This is a genomic window from uncultured Thiodictyon sp. (genome assembly GCF_903828115.1).
In the GTDB taxonomy this organism is placed as follows: domain Bacteria; phylum Pseudomonadota; class Gammaproteobacteria; order Chromatiales; family Chromatiaceae; genus Thiodictyon.
The window spans coordinates 1-17,021 of record NZ_CAIKKU010000253.1 but is presented as its reverse complement, the minus strand read 5'-3'; the positions used below and the strand labels follow the sequence as shown (position 1 = coordinate 17,021).

Below are 17,021 nucleotides of genomic sequence, written 5' to 3'. Positions count from 1 at the left end.
TGAGGGCGGACAATACGTCTTTGCCGGATAATAGCAAGCAGGAGTCAACCGGCTGCGCACTGATCAAGCCCGGGCGCGCCCCCCTCCAACAACCCCAGCACCCGCAGCGCCGCCTCCCGCGGCGTAATCACCCTGACCTCATCCCCAGGCATGATAGGTCCGACACAGGCCGGACAGCCGCCGGTGCAGCCGCAGCCGGCCACCAGATCGCGGGCGTCGCGCACCAGCACCTCGGCCGCGTCGTAGAGCGGTGCCGAGAGCCCCACCCCGCCCGGGTAGTTGTCATACAGAAAGAGCGTCGGCTCGAAGCGGTCGACGCCCTCCCCGTCCACCGGCGCATTGTCGGGCCCGCGCAGTTGGCCGCGCCCGGTGTTGCCGGTCACCGCGAACCAGGTGCCCTGCCCGTCGCCCACGGCGCGGCCCAGGTCGTGGATCTCGGCCATGGAGCGCAGCGCCGCCACATGGTGCAGGGCATAGGCGGCGCCCAGGAAGCCCTCAATCGCCTGGGCGCGGTCCGGCAGGGCCGACTCCAGCGCGCTGGGCTCGGCCTGCCACCAGACGGCGGTGGTGTGCATCTCCTGGTCCGGCAGATCGATGTTGCCGTAGCCGATGTTGTCGTGGCTGTAGTAGCGGATCTTCTTGTAGCCGGGGTAACGGCGGACCAGGTGGACCTCGCCGTTGGCCGTGGCCCCCTGCCCGCTCGCCCGCCCCTCGAAGCGGTCCAGGATCTTGAGCCGGGTATAGTCGATGGCGTCGGTGTAATAGTCCGCCTGGGTGCGGGTGACGAAGGCCTTGCGCCCCGGCCAGTCCAGGCGTTCCACTTGATACGGCTGGGCCTGGATCATGTAGATGGCGCCGACATAGAGGGTCCCGGGGGCGCTCGACCAGTCGACCTCGGCGATGATGGTCTGGGCGCCGCCGGTGGTATCGATCACCACGAAGTTGCCCTCCGCCACCGAGCGCAGCGAGACCGCGTTGGCCGGGTAGCTGTCCGCCACCCAAAACCACTGATCGCCCTGGCGTTGCAGCACGCCCTCGTCGCGCAGATAGGACAGCATCTCGCCCAGGTCCTCGGCCCCGAAGGTCTCGCCGTCCCGGAAGGGCAGCTCGAAGGCGGCACAGCGCACCTGCTCCAGCAGGATCAGGAGTTGGTCCGGGTGGATGCGGGCCTGCTCCGGGGAGGCGCCGAAGAAGAACTCCGGGTGGCGCACCAGGTATTGGTCGAGCGGGTCGCTGGTGGCGACCAGCACGCCGAGCGAGGGCCGCAGCCGCCGCCCGGCCCGGCCCAGGCGCTGCCAGGTGGCGGCCACGGTGCCCGGGTAGCCGTTCAGGATCGCGACATCCAGGGCGCCGATGTCCATCCCCAGCTCCAGGGCCGAGGTGCTGACCACCAGGTCCACCCGCCCGGCGCGCATCGCCTGCTCGGCCGCCCGCCGCTCGCTCGGCAGATAGCCGCCGCGGTAGGCGAGCACCCGCGGCGGGTGGCGTGGGTCCTTGTCGAAGACATCCTTCAGGTACTTGGTGATGACCTCCACCATGAGCCGCGAGCGGGCAAACACGATCGCCTTGAGCCCGACCTTGGCCGCCATCCGCGCGATGCGGGTGGTCTGGGAGCGGGCGGACGCGCGGATACCCAAATCCGGATTGATCACCGGCGGGTTCCACAGCAGCAGGTGACGCTCCCCCTGGGGCGCACCGCTCTCGATCAGGGCCGTGACCGTCTCGCCGCACAGGCGCCCCGCCAACTCTGCCGGGTTGCCGATGGTGGCCGAGGTGAAGATGAAGGTGGGACTGACCCCGTAGAAGCGACAGACGCGCTTCAACCGCCGGAAGACATTGGCCACATGGGAGCCGAAGACCCCGCGGTAGCTGTGCAGCTCGTCCACCACCACAAAGGCCAGCCCCTCGAAGAACTGGGCCCACTTGGTGTGGTGGGGCAGGATCGCCTGGTGGAGCATGTCCGGATTGCTGACGACGATATCGCCCCGGGTGCGCACCGCTTTGCGGGCATCGCCCGGGGTGTCGCCGTCGAAGGTGTAGGCGCGCACGCCGTCCGCGCCCGCGTCCTTGAGCGCCCGGCCCAGTTCGATCAACTCGGCCACCTGGTCCTGGGCCAGGGCCTTGGTCGGAAAGAGATACAGCGCCTTCTTGCCGCCGCGCAGCACCGCGTCCAGGACCGGCAGGTTGTAGCACAGGGTCTTGCCGGAGGCGGTGGGGGTAGCGACCACCAGGTGCCGGCCCGCGCGGGCCAGGTCGAAGGCCTCGCGCTGGTGGGCATAGAGTTGGGGGAGGCCGCGGGCGGTCAGGGCCTCGCGCAGGCCCGGGGCCAGGTCCGGCGGCAGGTCGAGCAAGCTGGCTGCGGTCGCGGGGCGCACCAACTCGCCGCAGATGCGGGCGCGATAGCCCTTGAGCAGGCGGTCTTTGAGGCGGATGACGGCCTGGTCGGCTGAGGGCGATCGGCCTGAGTCTGGCATCGTCTGGGTCCCCGGATGGAATGGCGCGGCCGTCAGGTTACACCAGGGGGCGCGAATCCTCAGCCTCGTTCGTGAAACCGCAGTAGCGGCTTCACGAGGATGCCAATCGATCAATCGCTCAACGCATCTCCCGCCGCGGGCGGCACGTCGGGACTCGCGGCCAGCCAGGCATCGAATGCCGCCAGGTCGCCGCGCGCCTGCCGCTCGCGAAAATAGGTCTCGGTCTTGAGTGCGGAGACCTTCTCCGCAATCGCCGTCACGAAGAACTGGTTCATGGAGACCTGCTCCTCCTCCGCCACCTGGCGGGCGTAGGCGAACAAGGATTCGGGGACTCGTAGTGCATAATTGGCCATCAGTTCTTCTCCTGCGACAGTTGGCGGAGATACGCGCCTGGCGTCAGCACCGGCAGCCGGAAACGACCGGCCGCGACGAAATCGGCGACATTCGACGTGATCAGCGCCCCCGCCCGGCCATTCAGCGCGGTCTCCAGCACCATGTCGTCAGCCGGGTCGCGGGTCTGCGGCCGCCACAGATAGTAGAGATGCACCGGCTCCACGAGCAGGCAGAGTGCGTCCAGGAAGGCATCCGTCAACGCCTCGCTGCGCCCACTGGCCTGCAACTGCTCGGGCCGCTTGAGCACCGCCTCGTATTCCAACATGAGCGGAACCGACGCGACGGCAACGTACCGGCGCTCGCGCAAGGCTTGCAGCAACGCGAAGGATGCGCCGTTGCGGCTGCGGGAGGCCGCGACCAACACATTGGTGTCGAGGACGACGCGCATCAATGTCATATTGCTGATGATATCGAATAGGAGCAGGGAGTCAACCCGCCGGTTGACCGCGGTTCCGCGGTTTCGGCCGCGGCTCGGGGCCGCGGTGCAGACCAAGCCCCGCGCGGACCGCCCTTCCCGGCTACGTGCCGATCTGGAGTCAGGGGGGGACAGGACCTCGACGATCAGGTCCGGGGCGCCTTCGATGTGGCTCGGCGTGATCTTGGCGGGGTCGCAGACCACCGCGGGAAACATCGGCCATCCTAACCGCGCCCCGAGACCGCGGGCAATCGGCGCCCACGGCCGGCGCCGCCGCCCATCCGCCTGACCGACTTGCTTCCCTGGAGTCCAAGGCTTCAACCTTGGGCGCCGCACGCGAAGGTGAACGGTCATGGCAGCAAGGCCAGCCACCCCGGAAGACGAAGGTCCCCGTGGGAGCAGTTTCAGCCGCGACCCGAGGCCTCGTCGCGGCTGAAGGCGCTCCCACAGGGCCCCGCCGGACTATCACGGTAACACCTTGAACTCCAGACGGCGGCGGCACCCGGGCGGACCGCCCGCAACCACCCCTGGTACAATCCCACCCCTTTACGCACAGCCTCCCGGAGAGCACATGGCGCGCTATCACGTTTACGGCATCGGTAATGCCCTGGTGGATATGGAGTACGAGGTCGACCCCAAGGACCTGGAAACCTTGGGGATCGACAAGGGCGTCATGACCCTGGTCGACGAGGCCAAGCAGTTGGAGATCATGCTGCATCTCGCCTGCCACCACCACGAGCGCGCCTCCGGGGGCTCCGCGGCCAATACCGTCATCGGGCTCAGCCAGTTGGGCGGGCGCGGCTACTACTCCTGCAAGGTGGCGGACGACGAACTGGGCCACTTCTATATGCGCGACCTGCGCGAGGGCGGGGTCGACACCAACCACCACACCGAGAAGGAACAGGGGCATACCGGCCGTTGCGTGGTGCTGGTGACCCCGGACGGCGACCGCACCATGTGTACCTTCTTGGGCGTGAGCGGCAACCTCTCGGCCAACGAACTGGTGGAAGAGGCCCTGCGCGACTCCGACTGGTTCTACACCGAGGGCTATCTGGTCACCTCCCCCGCCGCCCGCGCCGCCTCGATCGCGGCGCACGCGATTGCCACGAGCGCCGGGGTACGCACCGCCCTGTCGCTGTCCGACCCCAACATGGTCACCTACTTCAAGGACGGGCTCCTGGAGATGATCGGCCCCGGCGTGGACCTGATCTTCGCCAACGAGTCAGAGGCCATGGGAATGGCCGCAGCCGCGGACCTCGACGGCGCCGTGGCCTGTCTGAAGACCATCAGCCGTGCGTTCGCCATCACCCGCGGGGCCCAGGGCGCCTTGGTGTGGGACGGCCAGGCGCTGATTGAGATCGCCGGGAACAAGGTCGAGGTGGTCGACACCGTGGGGGCCGGTGACATGTTCGCCGGGGCCTTCCTCTACGGCCTCACCCAGGGCTGGGACCACCGGCGCGCCGGGGACCTGGCGTCCGCCGCCTCCGCGCGGCTGGTCACGACGCTGGGGCCGCGGATTTCGCGCGAGGAAACCCAGGCAGTCCTGAAGGCCTTCGCTTAAGTGACGCGCCGGACGCCAGGCCGCGACCACCGCCGCATCAGGACCAGACCCGGCACCAGCAAGACCCAGACGGGCGGCGCCGGTACCCCCACCAACTCGGCCAGGTCGATCACAGTGGCCGCCGCACCGCGGCTCACCTCCAAGGCGAAGGGATAGTTGAGCGTCGCCGCGGTATCGCCGATCTGGTGGTAATAGGGGTTGCCCGGGTTCTCATCCCAATCGAACTCGATCGCCATCCCGATGCGGAGCCCGGATACTCTTCGGCGGCAAAATACTGGTGGTCGCTCCACATCGGCGTTTCGACATGCCCGGTCACCGGCAGCGTAGTGAAGGCTTTGACATTAGCGACCATCAGGTCCACCAGCCAGCCGTTGCCCATGATATCCAGGTCCTCGGCGGCACCGTCGTTGACATAGCCGATCATGTCCCGGTCGACCATGGCGACGATGTTATCGCCGGCGTCCTTGGCCGCTTGCGCATAGCGCTGACTGCCGATCATGCCCTGTTCCTCGGCATTGAAGCCGATGAAGCGGATCGTCTGCGCGAACTGGTAGCGGCTGAGCACGCTCGCGATCTCCAGCACCCCGGCGGTGCCGCTGGCGTTGTCGTCGGCGCCGGGCGCATTGGTGGCAGAGGGGTCGCCCGGGGTGCGGTTCGCGATCGAATCGAAGTGGGCGCCGATGATCACGATGTCATCGGGGCGCACCAGGCCGGGCAAGGTCGCCTCGACATTCGCCAATTGATAGCCGTCCAGGGTGAAAAGGTGCTCGCGTGTCGCGAGCCCGAAGCCGCTGAAGACCTGGCCGACATAATCAGTCGCAGCGGTGTTGCCCTGGGTCCCGTAGTAGCGGGTACCCAATGACACCAAGTGCTCGACATAGCCCTGGTAATCCGTCAGCGACAGTTCCGCCAGCATACCGCTGACGCTCGGACTCGCCCGCACCGGCGTGCCGGCCAGCATCAGGGCCGCGGCGAGGGCCAACAGGTTGATTCGGGACATGGCGAAAAATCTCCTCAGGCCAGGGCAGGTGCCCAAAGGCCGGCGCCGGATCAGCGCCGGACCAGCTTCGAGACGCGTCGCCCGAATGGGCTGCGCTTTACCAGCCACAATCCAGCGCATTCACAAAGGCGCGGGCCAGGACCAGGTGCCCGACCAGGTTCGGATGGATGCGGTCGGGCGCCATGGCCAGCGGATGCGTGTGCGTCATGGCCTGGTCGAATGCCGCCTGGGTGTCCACCAGGACCGCGCCGTGGCGCCCGGCCAACTGGCGCACGACGGCCCCGTAGCGGTCCATCAGTGCCCGCATGGGGTCGGCGCGATTGGGTTCAATGAAATAGGGTGTCATGAGCACCAGGCCCTGCAGCCCGGGCCGCACGGTACTGATCAGGGTATCCAGCGTCTGGGCGTATTCATCCAGGGTGACATACTGCTCGGTCAGAAGCCCGCCGTCGAACTGCCGCCACACATCATTGATCCCGATCATGATGGACAGCCAATCCGGACTCAGCGCGACCACGTCGGTGGACCAGCGCGCGGCGAGATCGCGCACGGTATTGCCGCTCACCCCCATATTGACGACCCGGATGCGGTGCTCCGGGTGGGTAGCGGTGAGATAGGCGTTGACCACACCGACATAGCCGGTCCCCAGCGCGTCGAGCACGGCCTCGCCGATCGGCCGCGCCCGACTCCAATCGGTGATCGAATCACCGATCATCAGCAGTTTGGTGTGCGGCTGAAGCTTCATGATCTCGTTCCTGTGGATAGAAACCGGGGCGCTGGTCACGACGCCGGGGCCGCGGGTCCCGCGGGAGGAGACCCGGGGGATTCTGAAGGCATTTGCTCGGACCGGCGACGCCGCTTGATGATCCGCCGCCGCACCCGCTCGCGCCAGAGTGCCGACATGGCCAGGAGCAGGAACAGGGTCATGAGCGGGGGCACATCGAGCAGGGTCCCGGTCAAGCCCAGCACCAAGAACCCGACCAACGCGGCCCCCACGGCGGCGCTGAAAAGGCGGCCCCGGCGCGCCTCCCCAAAGGCCCGCCCCACTGCCGTGACGCTCAACACACCGAAGGCCACCAGCCCCAAGAGCCCAAGCTCGAACCAGAGTCCGACGTAGAGGCTCTTGAGGTGCCAGGCCAGGTGATTAAAGTCGTTGTAGGCGAACCAGCGATCTCCCCCTGCCGCAAAGTCGCTGTTCGCCAGCAGCGCGCGGCCGCGGACATCGACCAGGCGCGCGTCCGCGATTTCAATTGCGCTCTGGCCGGCCCCCTCGTTACTCAAGATGAATACGGTGCGCCGCGCTTCGTACCAGGGCGAGCGAAAATCTCCATTCAGGTCCAAGAGCCCTGTCAACTCCTTCCAGCGCCCATCTCCGGGTGCCAGCGCAAATCTCAATTCCCGGGTCTTGGGCGCCCAATCCTCCAACTCCAACAACCGTCGCGCCTGCACTCGGACCACCAGCGTCGTCGGCACCCCCGTCGCGTTACGCGCGCGGACCATGACCTGATAGGCCCCCGGTTCCAGCAGGCCCAGCCGCTGCCCCAAACGCAGGTTCCCGCTACCGACCAAGCGCAGGTATGAATGGCCTGCGGCGCGTGAAAACAGCCAGATCCCGTCGGCGTAATTGGCAGCCGTCAACAAGTTGGTGAGCGGAAAGGTCCCCAGCCCCGCCCCCAAGGCACGGGTCGCCAAGTCGCGGGGAAGCAGTGACAGGCCCCGCTCCCAATGCGCGACGCGGATAGTCATGTCGCTGCTGGAGGTCGCCGCACGAGCCTGGATATGAGTACCGGACAGGCTCAAGCTCAGCGCCGACAGCAAGAGGGCCAGGGCCAGCATCAGAACCCCCGTCTCACGCCATCCAACCAGCGGCCTGAGCGTGCGCCCCAGGACGCCTCCCCCCAGTCCCAATAGCAAGACCGAGGGCACGACGATCGCCAGGGCCGGTCCGAGAGAAATATGGCTCCACTTGCTGGTCAACATGCCCCGCAGGGCCAGGACCACACCGAGCACGAGCAGGAGCATCAGGCCGCCGACGAGCAGTTCCCGCGAGGGGACGCGATGCTCGAACCGACCAGCGGCGATGCCCCCCAGAAGCACCGCGAGATAGCTCAGCAGCAACAGGCTCCCACCGAAGCGAAAACCGATCAGGAACAGGGCCACAGTCACCATCACAAAGCCCCCGATCAGCGCCGCTCGCGCCGCGGAAAGGCCACGGTTGCCGCTCAAACCGGCTGCCGCAAAGGCGAGGACGGATACCCCAACCGCCACATAGGTGGTGCGGGTGAAGGTCACCATCACCGCATAGCCGGCAAGTCCCAGGGCGATCAGGGCGAGCAGTGCCAGGGGCCAGCGGCGCGCCTTTAGCAGGCTCCAGAGCGCGAAGGGCCAGGCCAAGACGAGGAATCCGTCCACCGCCTCGCCCCCCAGATGCATCTGGGAGAAGGGGCCGGTAATGCGGTAAGCGCTGGCCAGATCGAGCCAGGTCGCAACCAGCCCCCAACGGTTTTGCGCGGTAACCAGATCCGAGAAAAAACCACGTTCCCAGAGGACGTAGCTGCCGAACCCGATCAGGGCCGCGACCAGCCCCAGCGCGAGGCGTGACTCGGTCGCCTCCCGGTCCGCGCTCAGTTGGGCGGCGAGCAGGGGCCAGAAGACCAGCGCCCAGACTGGACCCTTGGCGATCCGCAGCGCGTTCCAGCCCGTAAGGTACCCGCTCCAGGCATTGGCATCCAGGGCGCTCAAGGGGAGCAGTCCCCGCACCAGACCCACCGCGACGACCAGCATCACCAACCACAGCGGCGCAAAGCTGCGGCGCAGCAGTTGGCCGCCGCTGCCCCGATAGTGGCCGGCCACCAGGGCGGTACCGGCCAGGACGGCCAAGAGCGCGTCCTGCTCTGCCGCCAGCAGGCGACCCGACCAGGCCCCCAGGTCCACCACGGCGAGCACCACCGGCAGGGCCAAGAGCCAGGCGCGGGCATCGCGCCATTGGGCGGCGGCCAGGCCCAGCGCCAGGGCCATCAACCAGGGCCGGCCCAGGGGAAAGTCCCACAGGAGCCATACCGACAACCCCAGAAGGGCACCGCCGAGGCCCAATTGCAGCGCCCCGGCGGGTGTGCTGCGTCCAAGAACAGGCAACTCGACGGCATTCACGCAAGGCCTCCGCGGATCGGTGTCCGCGTCACCGCGGCAGATTGCTCTCGTACTCGCACCGGCACGCGTTTCACGCGGCAACCGGGCCTTGATCAAAACCCCGGGCATCACGACTCCCGGGAGCGGGCGGCCGACCCGCCGGACGCGCGGGACGCCGGCCCCCAGGTTTGGCGGCAAACGTGCTCAAGGCCGACCACCCTTGGCGGGAGGCGGGGGGCTCGCGGCAGCCGGGAGCAGCGGCGTCAACGGCAACGCTGGGTAGTCCGGCAATCCCGCCGCCTGGCGACTCCTGAAGACGGTATTGGTGCTATCATAATCCGTCCGGTAACGCGAAACGATGACATTTCCCCTCACCTGTGTCGCGATCTTCTGATCACCCAGGCGAAGCAGCCGACTGGGGAGATAGCGATCGAGCAAAATCAGGTTGTTGTGCACGATGACGCGATCCACCGGGTGGTAGCCCGGCCCCGCCTCCAAGGCAAAGCCGATGGCGTCACTACTGGCGCTGTTCGGTCCTTTGAGCAGCACGCTGTCGGTAACCGTCAACTCACCCCCATTCGGTACATCGATCAAGCGGCTGTCGACGCCGTTCATGGAGGCGATGACACTGCGCACGATGGTCGTCTTGGCGGCCCTGCTCTTGATCTCATGGCCCTCCCCTTGCGATGCCAGGAACAGACTGTCGGAAATGACCAGTTCGCGGCCGCCGACATAGACCCCGTGGGCCTGTCCGCCTTTACCGAGGTGCTCAAAACGGCTGTCCCTGATCTCGACCCGGCCGTCGGCGGCAGCGCCGGCCAAGATGCCTTCCTCGGAATCATGGAAATAGACATGCTCGACGGTCAGGTTGTTGCCCTCCAGCCGGATACAGGCCCCATTCTCATCCGGGACCCGGATCAGGCGGCATTCGATATTGCGGACCAGCACATTGTCCGCGGCAATCACCATATTTCCCTTGCCCTGCGCCGCACCCCGTTCAAAAACGACATGACCTTGGCCAACGATCGCGACCCTCGGCACCCGGATCTCCCACGGGGTGGTATAGACCCCGGCACCGATATCGAGGGTCTCACCAGGTTTTAAGGCCGCCAGTGCCGCTGCCGGGGAGGGAAACAGACGTTCGCCGATCCGCGCATAGCCGGGCGGGGGTGCCTGCGGCCCTTCCGGCAGCGGTGTCCAGGCCGGGATGCGGCTGAAGATCGCGGCGTCCGAGAGCTGCTTGCGAGCGGAATCGACCCAGGCGAGGATTTTCAGGCGCTCGGTCAGTCCGAACAGCGCGCGATCCCAGGCGGTTACGGCCAATTCGGGCTCCAGATACCAGAAGGCCCCCAGGCTCAAATGAAGGGCGATACCGACCCCGGCAAAATACCAAAAAACTATAAATTTCAATATTTTCATCACCACTCCGGGAGTGCCTGACGGCCACTTGCAGCACCGCGGGCCGCGCCCGCGGCGGCTGACGGTCGCACCGTGGGTGGGGCGCCTCGGATACTATAAGGCCGATATCCGAGACACGCGGAGCCAACCCATGCCCGTCTACGAATGTTACTGCCCCGACTGCCACACCATCTTCAGCTTTTTCTCGCGCCGCGTCGACACCGACACCCGACCGGCCTGCCCGCGCTGCCGCCGACCGCAACTCGCCCGGCAGGCCAGCCTGTTCGCGATCAGCAAGGGCCGGGGACAGGCCGACACGGACGACGGCGCAGGGCTGCCCGCCGGGGTCGACGAGGAGCGGATGATGCGGGCCTTCGCGTCCATGGCCGGGGAGATGGAACACCTCGACGAGGCCGACCCCAAGCAGGCGGCCCGCCTGATGCGGCGGCTCTTCGACGCGAGCGGGCTTGAGGTCAGCGACGGCATGGCGGAGGCGATCCGCCGCATGGAGGCCGGGGAGGACCCGGACCAGATCGACGCCGAACTGGGGGACACGCTGGAGCGGGAGGACCCCTTTGCGGCCCTGACCGGCGGCGCGGCGGCCCTGCGCAGCCTGCGGCGGGAGCTACTGCCGGCCGCCCGCGACGACACCTGGTATCCGCTGCACGGCCGGGACCCCAGCGTTGATCAAGGCGCTGACCAAGGTGCCGAGCGAGCGCGCGTGCCCCCGGATGAACCTGCCTGAACCCAAGCGGGTTGGCAGAGGGCCGTTAGCCGGACCAGGGCCGCGCGGTCGACCGGCTGAAGCCTCGACCTCCGGTCGCCGGGCAGCCGGCGCGCAAGCCCCGGGGGGCGGCCGTGCGGTTCGCCCTGTGCGAGCGCCCGGACCCCCATGTTACACTCACCCACTACCCCTAAACCCGACTGTTGGCGCGACAGGACATGGCAACCCAGAAGACCTACCTCGTGATCTCCGCCTTGGGCGAGGACCACCCCGGCATCGTCAACCTGCTCTCCAAGGCCATCCTGGAGCAAGGCTGCAACATCGAAGACAGCCGCATGACGGTGCTCGGCGGCGAGTTCGCCGCCATGCTCTTGGTGGAAGGCAAGTGGAACACCTTGGCCAAGATCGAAAACGCAATCCCCGAGCTGCAACGCCAGCTCAACATGACCATCATCACCAAACGCACCGGTGAGCGTGCTACCGGCCGCAACCTGCTCCCCTACGCGGTGGACGTGGTGTCCATGGACCACCCGGGCATCGTCAACAACCTGGCGGGCTTCTTTGCCGACCGCGCCATCAACATCGAAGATATGGCCACCAGCACCTATGCCGCCGCCCACACCGGAACCCCCATGTTCGCGGTGCACATGACCGTCGGCATCCCCTCGGACATGCACATCGCCGGGCTGCGCGAGGAATTCATGGACTACTGCGACGGCCTCAATCTGGACGCGGTGCTGGAGCCGCTGAAGGGTTAAAGAAAGTACGTTAGTACGTTAGTACGTGAGTACGTGAGTACGTGAGTACGTGAGTACGTGAGTACGTGAGTACGTGAGTACGTGAGTACGTGAGTACGTGAGTACGAGCGCTCCTGACGTACTCCCGTACTAACGTACTTCCGTACTCACGTACTCGAATTGAGGAAGTATGCCATGCCCCCGACCCTCGGCGACCCCGTCCCGGACCTCGAACTCAAGACCACCGGCGGGCGTACCGTCCGGCTCTCCGACTACCGCGGCCAACAGCTCGTCCTCTATTTCTACCCCAAGGCCAGCACCCCCGGCTGCACCCAGGAGGGCCAGGACTTCCGGGACGCGGCCGCCGCCTTCACCGCCGCCGACACCCTGATCCTCGGCGCCTCGCGCGATGGCCTCAAGGCCCAGGAGAATTTCAAGACCAAGCAGGGCTTCCCCTTCGACCTGATCGCCGACCCCGACGAGGCCCTGTGCCGGGCCTTTGACGTGATCAAGCTGAAGAAGATGTACGGCAAGGAAAGCCTGGGGGTGGAGCGCAGCACCTTCCTGATCGATGCGGCCGGCGTCTTGCGTCAGCAATGGCGCGGGGTCAAGGTCAAGGGGCATGTCGAGGAGGTGCTCGCCGCGGCGCTTGCGCTTAAGGAAAGGGCGTTAGTACGTCAGTAACGAGCCGGAAACAAGCTAGACACGAGCGTTGTCGTTGTCGTAATCGTAATCGGAGAAGCGATGCAATTTGGGGTGCGAGTATCCGGGCGCCACGATAATCTCGATTACGACAACGACAACGACAACGACCACGACGCAAAGTGAACCGTTCCTAACGTGCTTCCCTGACCTATGATCAAACGCCAACACGACAAGCCCTGCCTCTTCGTCCTCGACACCAATGTCCTGATGCACGACCCCACCTGCATCTTCCGGTTCCAGGAGCATGACATCTTCCTGCCGATGGTGGTGCTGGAGGAGTTGGACCACGGCAAGAAGGGCATCTCCGAGGTGGCGCGCAACGTCCGCCAGGCGACCCGCTTCCTCGACCAACTCCTGTCCCAGGCCGACAAGGACGAGATCGACGCCGGCCTGCCGATCGGCCCGGTCTGCGTCAACGGGGGCGGGCGGGTCCTGCCGGCCGCCGGGCGGCTCTACTTCCAGACCCAGCCCATGGACCTGCGCCTGCCGCAGTCCCTGCCGGGGAGCACGGCCGACAACGATATCCTCGGCACCGCCCGCGCCCTGCACCTGCTGCGGCCCGACCGCCAGGTCATCATCGTCTCCAAGGACATCAACCTGCGGATCAAGGCCGCGGTGCTCGGGCTCCCGGCCGAGGACTACTCCAACGACCAGGTCTTGGACGATGCCTCGCTCCTCTACACCGGGGTCGAGCAGCTCCCCAAGGAATTCTGGGAGCAACACGGCAAGTCCATGGATTCCTGGAAGGAGGAGGGCCGCACCTATTACCGGGTCAGCGGGCCGGGGCTGGACGACTGGTATCCCGGCGAATGCATCTACAGCGGCGACGACAGCGGCTTCGAGGCCATCGTGCGCGGCACACCCGGCGCCGCCGAGGCGGTGATCGAACTGGTCGAGGACTACCGGACACCACGTCACAACGTCTGGGGGATCAACGCCCGCAACCGCGAACAGAACTTCGCGCTCAACATGCTCATGGACCCGGAGTTGGACTTCGTCACCCTGCTCGGCACCGCCGGCACCGGCAAGACCCTGCTGGCACTGGCCGCGGGACTCGCCCAGGTGCTGGACCGCGGTCTCTACAAGGAGATCATCATGACCCGGGTCACGGTGCCGGTGGGCGAGGACATCGGCTTCCTGCCCGGCACCGAGGAGGAAAAGATGACCCCCTGGATGGGCGCCCTGATGGACAACCTGGAGGTCCTGACCCGCCCCGAGGGCGGCGACTGGGGGCGCGCCGTCACCAACGACCTGGTCAAGAGCCGCATCCGCATTCACTCACTCAACTTCATGCGCGGCCGCACCTTCCTCAACAAATACGTCATCCTGGACGAGGCGCAGAACCTCACCGCGAAACAGATGAAGACCCTCATCACGCGCGCCGGGCCTGGCACCAAGATGGTCTGCCTGGGCAACATCGGCCAAATCGACACGCCCTATCTCACCGAGACCAGCTCCGGCCTGACCTATGTGGTGGACCGCTTCAAACACTGGCCCCACGGCGGACACATCACCCTGATGCGCGGGGAGCGCTCGCGGCTGGCCGATTTCGCGTCCGAGGAGCTATGACCAGCGCACTGGAACGCTTCGCCCGGGAGACCCTGGGCTGCAACTGCGCACCCGCCGTCTTCCAGCAGGTCGCCGAGGACCTGGTCCCCCTGCCCGGTCTGGACGCACCGGTGCGGCGCATCGCCATCGGCGGGCGGCTCCTGATCTACCTGATCCCGCTCACCGCGCCCGCCCTGGCCGTCGCGCGGATCGGCGACTGGGCCGCGGCGGGCCTGGCCGAGCGCGACCGCCGCGGCATGAACCGGGTACGCCTGGTCCTGGGTCTGGCGGACGCGACCCCCGCCGCGACCGCGCCCATCGCGAGCGCCTTCGCCCAACTGACCGTGCGCCATGAGCGCCTGCACCTGCACCTGCTCCCGGCGGCGGCCCTGCACTACGAGTGCGGCACCCGGAACCCAACCGCATGATCGAGTCGCCCAAGGACCCCATGACCACACCCGACCCGGCGCCCCAGGCCGCCAGCCCGCGACCCAGGCGCCTGCGTCGTTGGGCACTCGACCTGACCCTGATCCTGGCGGTCTTCCTCGGGGTCCAGTGGTGGCAGGCGCGCCCGCTCGCCACCGGCGCGGCCCCGCCCCTGACGGGCCTGACCCTGGACGGCCAGGCCATCGATCTCAAGGCCCTGCGGGGCCAACCGGTGCTGGTGCACTTCTGGGCCAGTTGGTGCCCGGTCTGCAAGCTCACCAACGGCGGCATCGACGCCATTGCCAAAGACCATCGCGTCCTGACCGTGGCCATGGAATCCGGCGACGCCGCGCAGATCAGCCGCTTCATGGCCGCGGCGGACCTGCGCTTCCCGGTGGTACCGGATGAAGACGGCGCCATCTCCCGCCGCTGGGGGGTCGCCGGGGTCCCGGCGACCTTCATCCTGGACGCCGCCGGGCGGATCAGCTACGCCACCATGGGCGCCAGCACCGAGACCGGCCTGCGCGCCCGACTGTGGGCCGCATCCGGGTCCGACCAGGCCAAGTTCGATTGATCCCAGGTTGATACACATCACCGTCAGAACAGGACCGACACCATGCCACATCCAACCCACACCATCGCACGACTGCGCCGCCTGGCCTGCGCCCTGGGCCTCAGCACACCGCTGCTGGCCGCGGGCGCCGTCCCGCCGGTAGGCACCGCGGAACTGCGCATCCGCGCCGAGGGCGCGGCCGTGCAGGTGGAACTGTCCGCCGCCGCCGAAACCCTGGTCGGCTTCACCGGGACCCCGGGCACCGCGGCGCAACAGCAAGACCTGAAGGTCGCCGAGGAAAACCTCAAACACGGCGAGGCCCTGGTGCGCTTCAACCCCCAGGCGAGTTGCCTGCTCGAAGAGGCCAAGGTCGACGCGGACCCGCGCGAACGCGACGGCGAGGCCGGCATGGGGGCCAACTACCGCTTCAACTGCGTCTTCCCCAAGATGCTCAACTCCGCCGCCCTGGGCCTCTTCATCGGCTTCCCGGCCCTGCAACGGGTCCATGTCCACTACACCACGGCCAAGGGCCAGGGCGCGGCGGTGCTGACCCTCGGCAATCCGGTCGTTACTTTCGTGCCCTTGCAGTGAATACCTGTCCCGGTGCCATCATGGGGCGCCTTGACCCGCGGCGCGCCCGGAACTAGCTTGCGCACGGGCGAAAAGCATGAAATCAGATACTTTGCCCGCGGCCTTTCCCTTGAACCCTGAAGTCTGGGAAAAGCTGATCGCAGAGGCCCCCGGGGAAGATCGCCCACCAACCGCCGCGGAAGAATCCGCCCGGCGCAATGCCGTCGTGGTGCATGAGGGCGGGATTGCCGCGGTCCGCGCGGCCCTGGCCGCGCGTCGGCGCGGTCCGCAGAAGGCGCCGACCAAGGTCCCGACGACGATCCGCTTTGATCCGGATGTCCTGGAAGCCTTGAAGACAACCGGCCGGGGCTGGCAAACGCGGGTCAACGATGCAATGCGAGAATGGCTCAAAGAGCATTCGCCGCCGGGCGCCGACAGCCATCGCTAAGCGGCATCAGGTGTCAGGAGCACATGATCAGACCCGGTGGCAATTCTCGGGAATTCCGGGGACAGGGGTTCCTGGGACAGAGTTCCGGGGACGGTATACTTGATTCAGCCTAAGACCAGCCTCGATTGAGTAAACTGTCCCCGAAATTCCGCTTCCAAAATTAGATGAAGGGAGAGGGGCCAGGCTCGGGAAAAAAGGGGTCGAGATAAGCCCGCGTAGAGCGGAACGCGCAGCGGTTCCGCCATGTGCGACCTCGGCGCTGTGGCGGATCGCCCTGCAGGCATCCGCCCTACGGCCTTGTAACAAGCAATTATGAAGGTCCGCTTGATAAGTGAGTACGACCGAGGAACCGGATGCGGGAAAGTTGCACCTTCCAAATTGTCATGTTCCTGTCGAACACCCTTTACTTTAGGATAGACAGGGATGGCTTTGTAATGAGGACTCCCTTCAAGAAGCGTCGAGCGCGTTGGCAAGACATAAAAGGCTATGATCTCTCTGCAATAATAAGGTGCCACGATGGTCGCAATCATCTACCGCAACGGGCACGAACAACAACGGATGCCGCGCCAGGCCTCGACTGCGATCACCAACGGATGGGGTCAGGTCTTGACTTGTGCCCCGAGAATTCTGGGGACAGTTTACCTGTTCCGTGCTCCGCGGCAGACGTAATTGAGTAAAGTGTCCCCGGAACTCGTTGAAGAAGATGTTCGGTGGATGGTGATTTGCGGTAGCGAAAGAAATGCGCGTTGTCAAGAAACAGCTTCTCACGATAGGCGCATTTGTTGTGATGTCTTTGGGCGTGTCAACGTTTATGATGTATATTGCTTTAGACCACAATCCAATGGGAGAATTTCTGGAATATCAGGACCAGCCGGGAGCGCGCGAGGAAAAGATACAATGGCTGCATTTGCTTGACTTGGGATTTCTTTGGTTTGTTTTT

The 17,021-nt window shown here is 66.3% G+C and carries 17 protein-coding genes; 10 read left to right on the top strand and 7 right to left on the bottom strand.

Going from position 1 to position 17,021, the window contains the following annotated elements; translation table 11 throughout:
• Positions 1-44 precede the first annotated feature (44 nt).
• The 3 genes from QZY48_RS09575 to QZY48_RS09565 all read right to left on the bottom strand — a co-directional run bounded on the left by QZY48_RS09575 (position 45) and on the right by QZY48_RS09565 (position 3,255).
• Entirely contained in the window at positions 45-2,474 is a 2,430-nt protein-coding gene (locus QZY48_RS09575) for a DEAD/DEAH box helicase (protein WP_295430484.1), read from the bottom strand.
• Positions 2,475-2,584: 110 nt separating this feature from the next.
• Positions 2,585-2,827 (bottom strand): hypothetical protein, encoded by a 243-nt coding sequence (locus tag QZY48_RS09570; protein WP_295430482.1) that lies wholly within the window; start codon positions 2,825-2,827, stop codon positions 2,585-2,587.
• Positions 2,827-3,255 carry a putative toxin-antitoxin system toxin component, PIN family gene (locus QZY48_RS09565; protein ID WP_295430480.1) on the bottom strand — a complete coding sequence of 143 codons (429 nt, stop codon included), beginning with the start codon at positions 3,253-3,255 and terminating at the stop codon, positions 2,827-2,829. Before QZY48_RS09565 ends, QZY48_RS09570 begins: the two co-directional genes overlap by 1 nt.
• A gap of 598 nt (positions 3,256-3,853) precedes the next feature.
• Here QZY48_RS09565 and QZY48_RS09560 point away from each other — a divergent pair.
• Entirely contained in the window at positions 3,854-4,843 is a 990-nt protein-coding gene (locus QZY48_RS09560) for an adenosine kinase (RefSeq protein WP_295430478.1), read from the top strand.
• A 133-nt stretch (positions 4,844-4,976) separates the two neighbouring features.
• Here the strand turns inward: QZY48_RS09560 and QZY48_RS09555 are convergent, their stop codons facing one another.
• The 4 genes from QZY48_RS09555 to QZY48_RS09540 form a co-directional block, all read right to left on the bottom strand.
• The gene (locus QZY48_RS09555; protein WP_295430476.1) at positions 4,977-5,843 is read right to left on the bottom strand and encodes a M20/M25/M40 family metallo-hydrolase; all 867 of its coding nucleotides are present in this window, start codon (positions 5,841-5,843) and stop codon (positions 4,977-4,979) included.
• A 97-nt stretch (positions 5,844-5,940) separates the two neighbouring features.
• Positions 5,941-6,588, bottom strand: a complete 648-nt coding sequence (locus tag QZY48_RS09550; RefSeq protein WP_295430474.1) for an SGNH/GDSL hydrolase family protein — start codon at positions 6,586-6,588, stop codon at positions 5,941-5,943.
• A 35-nt stretch (positions 6,589-6,623) separates the two neighbouring features.
• Positions 6,624-8,993, bottom strand: a complete 2,370-nt coding sequence (locus QZY48_RS09545; RefSeq protein ID WP_295430472.1) for a hypothetical protein — start codon at positions 8,991-8,993, stop codon at positions 6,624-6,626.
• A gap of 183 nt (positions 8,994-9,176) precedes the next feature.
• Positions 9,177-10,391 carry a hypothetical protein gene (locus tag QZY48_RS09540; RefSeq protein ID WP_295430470.1) on the bottom strand — a complete coding sequence of 405 codons (1,215 nt, stop codon included), beginning with the start codon at positions 10,389-10,391 and terminating at the stop codon, positions 9,177-9,179.
• Positions 10,392-10,521: 130 nt separating this feature from the next.
• On the opposite strand from QZY48_RS09540, the gene QZY48_RS09535 reads away from it, so the two are divergent.
• From QZY48_RS09535 to QZY48_RS09495, 9 genes are all read left to right on the top strand, one after another.
• Complete coding sequence (locus tag QZY48_RS09535) at positions 10,522-11,115, top strand: zinc ribbon domain-containing protein (protein WP_295430468.1); 594 nt, start codon at positions 10,522-10,524, stop codon at positions 11,113-11,115.
• A gap of 197 nt (positions 11,116-11,312) precedes the next feature.
• Entirely contained in the window at positions 11,313-11,852 is a 540-nt protein-coding gene (locus QZY48_RS09530) for a glycine cleavage system protein R (protein WP_100918585.1), read from the top strand.
• A 174-nt stretch (positions 11,853-12,026) separates the two neighbouring features.
• Complete coding sequence (locus QZY48_RS09525) at positions 12,027-12,515, top strand: peroxiredoxin (protein ID WP_295430465.1); 489 nt, start codon at positions 12,027-12,029, stop codon at positions 12,513-12,515.
• A 171-nt stretch (positions 12,516-12,686) separates the two neighbouring features.
• Positions 12,687-14,105 (top strand): PhoH family protein, encoded by a 1,419-nt coding sequence (locus QZY48_RS09520; RefSeq protein WP_295430463.1) that lies wholly within the window; start codon positions 12,687-12,689, stop codon positions 14,103-14,105.
• Positions 14,102-14,512 (top strand): hypothetical protein, encoded by a 411-nt coding sequence (locus QZY48_RS09515; protein ID WP_295430461.1) that lies wholly within the window; start codon positions 14,102-14,104, stop codon positions 14,510-14,512. Before QZY48_RS09520 ends, QZY48_RS09515 begins: the two co-directional genes overlap by 4 nt.
• On the top strand, positions 14,509-15,084 hold the full coding sequence (locus QZY48_RS09510; RefSeq protein WP_295430459.1) for a protein disulfide oxidoreductase: 576 nt from the start codon (positions 14,509-14,511) through the stop codon (positions 15,082-15,084). The genes QZY48_RS09515 and QZY48_RS09510 overlap by 4 nt, the downstream gene beginning before the upstream one ends.
• Before the next feature lie 42 nt (positions 15,085-15,126).
• Positions 15,127-15,654, top strand: coding sequence for a DUF2796 domain-containing protein (locus QZY48_RS09505; RefSeq protein ID WP_295430457.1), 528 nt, complete (start codon positions 15,127-15,129; stop codon positions 15,652-15,654).
• A 76-nt stretch (positions 15,655-15,730) separates the two neighbouring features.
• Positions 15,731-16,081: a BrnA antitoxin family protein gene (locus QZY48_RS09500; protein WP_295430455.1), complete on the top strand. Its 351-nt coding sequence runs from the start codon at positions 15,731-15,733 to the stop codon at positions 16,079-16,081.
• Between the two features lie 739 nt (positions 16,082-16,820).
• Positions 16,821-17,021 (top strand): hypothetical protein (locus QZY48_RS09495; protein WP_295430454.1); only part of this gene is annotated, 201 nt, incomplete at its 3' end.